The following is a 4,429-nucleotide window of genomic DNA, read 5'->3' as shown; positions in this document are numbered from 1 at the left end:
GTGCGGTTCTCGACGCTGGCGGCCCTCTGCCGCGAACTCGACTGCCAGCCCGGCGACCTGCTGCTCTATGAAGCCGGCCCCGCCGACGACCTCCCCGACGAGGACGACAGCTGCTGACGGGAGACGGCCTACAAAACGATGCTGCGTCGCAACGACGCCACCGCTCCCACCCTAGGGAAATCTTGCAATCTCAACGCTTCATTTCTATATGCACCGCACAATGCTGCGCTGCACAAGGGAGTGTGATGATGTTTGCCGCTGTTGGACGATTCCTCGACGCCCTGTTCGCGCCGCTGGCGCGTGAGCTGGAGCGGATGCCCGCCTCGGCCTTCCGCCACCTGCTGGCCGGTCTCTGACGCCAGGCTCAGCCGCCGGTCGCGGCCCTCTGGGCGACGATCAGTTCGCCGATGCCCTTGCGGGCCAGCGAGAACAGCGCCTCGAACTCGCCCTCGGAGAAGCCGCGCTTCTCGCCAGTCGCCTGGATCTCGACGATGTCGCCCTTGCCGGTCAGCACGAAGTTGGCGTCGGCCTCGGCGTTGGAATCCTCCTCGTAATCGAGGTCGAGCACCGGGGTTCCGTTGAACACCCCGCAGCTGATCGCCGCCACCTGGTCGAGGATCGGGTCGGCGCCGATCACGCCTTCGTCCAGCAGATATTTCGTGGCGATCCGCAGCGCCACCCAGGCGCCGGTGACCGAGGCCGTGCGCGTGCCGCCGTCGGCCTGGATCACGTCGCAGTCGATGGAGATCTGGCGTTCCCCCAGGGCTTTCAGGTCGACGATGGCGCGCATCGAGCGGCCGATCAGCCGCTGGATCTCCTGGGTGCGTCCCGACTGCTTGCCCTGGGCGGCCTCGCGGCGACCCCGCGTATGGGTGGCGCGGGGCAACATGCCGTACTCGGCGGTCACCCAGCCCTGGCCCTTGCCGCGCAGGAACCCTGGCACGCCCTCCTCGAGGCTGGCGGTGACCAGCACCTTGGTGTGGCCGAAGCTGACCAGGCAGGACCCCTCGGCATAGCGGTTGACGCCGGTTTCCAGGGTCACCGTGCGCAGCGCGTCGGTGAGGCGTTCGGACGGGCGCATGGTTGGACTCCTGAAGACGCCGCGCGGCTTGCGTGGACGTGCGCCGCGCTTATCCTAGATCGGCACGGTCCAGTCCATGGACGCCCGTTGGAAGCATCGCGCGACGCCTGAGTGAGCACGCCCCTCTTCGCCTCCGGACCGTCCCTGGCCGAACTGGACGAGCGCGCGCGCGACATCTTCCGGCGCATCGTCGAGGGCTATCTGGAAACCGGCGAGCCGGTCGGCTCACGCACGCTCTCCAAGGCCGGGCTGTCGCTGTCGCCGGCCTCGATCCGCAACACCATGCAGGACCTGACGCAGCTGGGGCTGCTGGGCGCCCCGCACGTCAGCGCCGGGCGGCTGCCGACGCACGCGGGCCTTAGGCTGTTCGTCGACGGCCTTCTGGAGGTCGGCGACATCGGCACGGACGAGCGCCAGGCGATCGAGGCCCGGCTGCACGCCCACGGCCGCAACTATGAGGACGCGCTCAACGAGGCCAGCGCCATCCTCTCGGGCCTGGCCGGCGGCGCGGGGGTCGTGGTCACCCCGATCCGCGACGCGGGCGTCAAGCATGTGGAGTTCGTCTCGCTGGGCGCCGACCGCACGCTGGCGGTGATGGTGTTCGCCGACGGCACGGTGGAGAACCGGCTGATCCGGCTGCCGGCCGGGGTCACCCCCTCGGCGCTGACCGAGGCGTCCAACTTTCTCAACGCCCGCCTGCGCGGCCGCACGCTCAACGAGGCCAAGGTCGACCTCAAGACCGACCTCGACCAGGCTCGGCGCGAGCTCGACGTCACCGCCGCCAGGCTGGTGGAGGACGGGCTGGCGGCCTGGGGCGGCGGCGACGCGCAGGATCGCGCGCTGATCGTCCGCGGCCGCGCCAACCTGCTGGAAGAGGCCGGCGCCGCGGAGGACCTCGAGCGGGTGCGCTCGCTGTTCGAGGACCTGGAGCAGAAAGAGCAGCTGATCTCCCTGCTGGACGGGGTGCGCGACGGACAGGGGGTGCGCATTTTCATCGGCGCGGAAACCCGGTTGTTTTCGCTTTCGGGTTCCGCCGTGATCGCCGCGCCCTATATGACGGGCTCGCAGCGGGTGCTGGGGGCGATCGGTGTGATCGGCCCGGCCCGGTTGAACTATGCCCGGATCATTCCGTTGGTGGACTATACCGCCCGGGTGCTGGGCCAGGTCATGAACGCCTAAGAGACGAAAGCTTTAGATGTCCGAAGACAATCCGCCCCCCGAAGCCTCCCGCGAATTCGGCGACGACGCCGACGCCTTCATCGCCGCCGCCGAGGCCGACCAGATCGCCGCCCTGAAGGCCGAGGCCGTGGGCCTGAAGGAACAGGCCCTGCGCTACGCCGCCGAGGCGGAGAACACCAAGCGCCGCGCCGAGCGCGAGGCCAATGACGCGCGCGCCTACGCCATCCAGAAAGTCGCCCGCGACCTGCTGGGCGTCGCCGACAACCTGGCCCGCGCGCTGGCCCATGTGCCTGGCGACAGCGCCGACCCGGCGGTGAAGAATTTCGTCCTCGGCATCGAGATGACCGAAAAGGAACTGCACGGCGCCTTTGACCGCAATGGCCTCAAGCGCATCGCCCCGGCGCGCGGCGACAAGTTCGATCCCCACCGGCACCAGGCGATGATGGAGCTGCCCGGAACCGACGTGGCCGCGGGCGCCGTGGTCGAGGTGATGCAGCCGGGCTACGACCTGCTGGGCCGGCTGGTCCGCCCCGCCATGGTGGTGGTCGCCGCCAAGGTGGCGGGCGCCGAGGCGCCGATGGCCGGCGCCAATCCCTATCGCGACAGCGCCGAGGACGAGGCGGGCGCCAATCTCGACACCCGCACATAGATCGAACGCCCGGCGAACCGTGGGGGGCCCCCTTCCAAGCCCCCGCGAAGTCGCTAATGTCGCAAGTCCCTTGCACGCGAGGGGCGTGGGCGGCGAATCGCCCCCGCGCGGCGCGGTCCGGACCTTGAGACATGAAGCTGACGATCGAACGGGCGGCGCTGCTGAAGGCGCTGGGGCATGTGCAGAGCGCCGTGGAGCGCCGCAACACCATCCCGATCCTGTCCAATGTGCTGCTGTCGGCCGAGCGTGACCGGCTGACCTTCTCGGCCACCGACCTCGACCTGGAGATCGTCGACCAGGCGATGGCCCAGGTCGACCAGCCGGGCCAGATCACCGCGCCGGCGCACACCCTCTATGAGATCGTCCGCAAGCTGCCGGAAGGCGCCGACGTCTCGCTGTCGTTCACCGGCGAGGACCCGCGCCTGACCGTCTCGGCCGGGCGCAGCCGCTTCAACCTGCCGGTGCTGCCGGCCGGCGACTTCCCGGTGATGAGCGGCGACGGCCTGGCGGGCGGCGTCGCCGTCGATGTCGCCGACCTGATCCGGCTGATCGACAAGACCCGGTTCGCCATCTCGGCGGAAGAGACCCGCTACTATCTGAACGGCCTCTATCTGCACACCGTGGTCGAGGAGGGCCAGGCCAAGCTGCGCGCCGTGGCCACCGACGGGTCGCGTCTGGCGCTGGCCGAGATGGCGGCGCCCGAGGGCGCGGCGGGATCCCCAGGCGTCATCGTGCCCCGCAAGACCATCAACGAAGCCCGGCGGCTGCTGGACGACGCGGGCGAACAGGTCGAGCTGCAGATCTCGGCCCAGAAGATCCGCTTCGACTTCGGCGGCGCGGCCCTGACCTCCAAGGTGATCGACGGCGCCTTCCCCGACTATCCCCGGGTGATCCCCAGGGACAACACCCGCATCGTCCGCGTGGACTCCAAGCTGTTCGCCAGGGCCGTCGACCGGGTGGCGACGATCTCGGCGGAGAAAAGCCGCTCGGTGCGGATGGCGGTCGAGGGCGGCAGGTGCGTGCTCACCGTGCGCAATATGGAGGCCGGCCAGGCGGTCGAGGAACTGGAGCTCGACTACGACGGCGACCCCTTCGAGCTCAGCTTCAACGCCCGCTACCTGCTCGACATCACCGACCAGATCAGCGGCGAACTGGCCGAACTGCGCTTCGGCGGCCCCAACGACCCGGCCCTGGTCCTCGACCCCCAGGACGTCGACGTCCAGTACATCCTCATGCCGCTGCGGGTTTAGGGGGCGCGTGCCGATCCGGAAGATCTCTGGGCGCTCAGTGCCGTCACCCCCTCGCTCGCCAGCTGAATTGTATGGAGATTGAGATTGGCTGACCCGCCCACCGACATCCCACCCTACACCGCATACCTCTGGCCGATCATTGAACAACTGCGGGCGCATGGCAGCTCAATGACCATTGAGGAGATGGTCGACGCTGTTAGCGGGGCCATGAGACTGACGGACATCCAGCGAGAGGTTGCCCATGGACCCAATGGGCAAACGGAAGTCGGG

Annotated in this window: 5 protein-coding genes and 1 pseudogene; 5 read left to right on the top strand and 1 reads right to left on the bottom strand. The window is 69.1% G+C overall.

Annotation, left to right across the window (positions count from 1 at the left end; genetic code table 11):
• Positions 1-117: helix-turn-helix domain-containing protein (locus tag RMN86_RS02370; protein ID WP_309604220.1), on the top strand; the 117-nt coding region annotated here is incomplete at its 5' end.
• 247 nt (positions 118-364) lie between these two features.
• On the opposite strand, the gene rph is transcribed toward RMN86_RS02370, so the two are convergent.
• Positions 365-1,081 carry a ribonuclease PH gene (gene rph / locus RMN86_RS02365; RefSeq protein WP_309604219.1) on the bottom strand — a complete coding sequence of 239 codons (717 nt, stop codon included), beginning with the start codon at positions 1,079-1,081 and terminating at the stop codon, positions 365-367.
• 111 nt (positions 1,082-1,192) lie between these two features.
• Here rph and hrcA point away from each other — a divergent pair, with 111 nt between their 5' ends.
• The 4 genes and pseudogenes from hrcA to RMN86_RS02345 form a co-directional block, all read left to right on the top strand.
• The gene (hrcA, locus tag RMN86_RS02360) at positions 1,193-2,260 is read left to right on the top strand and encodes a heat-inducible transcriptional repressor HrcA (RefSeq protein WP_309604218.1); all 1,068 of its coding nucleotides are present in this window, start codon (positions 1,193-1,195) and stop codon (positions 2,258-2,260) included.
• A 16-nt stretch (positions 2,261-2,276) separates the two neighbouring features.
• On the top strand, positions 2,277-2,909 hold the full coding sequence (gene grpE, locus RMN86_RS02355) for a nucleotide exchange factor GrpE (protein WP_309604217.1): 633 nt from the start codon (positions 2,277-2,279) through the stop codon (positions 2,907-2,909).
• Between the two features lie 131 nt (positions 2,910-3,040).
• Positions 3,041-4,159 (top strand): DNA polymerase III subunit beta, encoded by a 1,119-nt coding sequence (gene dnaN, locus RMN86_RS02350; protein ID WP_309604216.1) that lies wholly within the window; start codon positions 3,041-3,043, stop codon positions 4,157-4,159.
• Positions 4,160-4,243: 84 nt separating this feature from the next.
• A pseudogene (locus tag RMN86_RS02345) lies at positions 4,244-4,429 on the top strand (restriction endonuclease); the annotation flags it as partial.

The sequence above is a fragment of the Phenylobacterium sp. genome (assembly GCF_031360265.1).
In the GTDB taxonomy this organism is placed as follows: Bacteria; Pseudomonadota; Alphaproteobacteria; order Caulobacterales; family Caulobacteraceae; genus Phenylobacterium.
Note: the sequence above shows the minus strand (reverse complement) of the source record. Positions and strands in the feature narration are given on the sequence as shown.